This window comes from Pseudomonas serboccidentalis (genome assembly GCF_028830055.1).
GTDB lineage: Bacteria > Pseudomonadota > Gammaproteobacteria > Pseudomonadales > Pseudomonadaceae > Aquipseudomonas > Aquipseudomonas serboccidentalis.
The window spans coordinates 5,996,798-5,997,016 of sequence record NZ_CP101655.1; the positions used below are offsets into that span (position 1 = coordinate 5,996,798).

Here is a 219-nt window from a genome sequence, read left to right on the forward strand (position 1 = left end):
CGAAGCGAAGGGTGATTAGCTCAGCTGGGAGAGCGTCTGCCTTACAAGCAGAATGTCGGCGGTTCGATCCCGTCATCACCCACCATTCGTTTCAAGTGTTTAGCGCAGCGGTAGTTCAGTCGGTTAGAATACCGGCCTGTCACGCCGGGGGTCGCGGGTTCGAGTCCCGTCCGCTGCGCCATATTCGGTAACCTGGACCACTGAACGCCAGGTCACCAC

At 58.9% G+C, this 219-nt stretch carries 2 tRNA genes; both read left to right on the plus strand.

The features are described 5' to 3' along the window. Nucleotides 1–9 precede the first annotated feature (9 nt). Nucleotides 10–85 (plus strand) — tRNA-Val (locus NN484_RS27240). A gap of 19 nt (nucleotides 86–104) precedes the next feature. Further along, nucleotides 105–181, plus strand: a tRNA-Asp gene (locus NN484_RS27245). The last annotated feature ends 38 nt before the right edge of the window (nucleotides 182–219 follow it).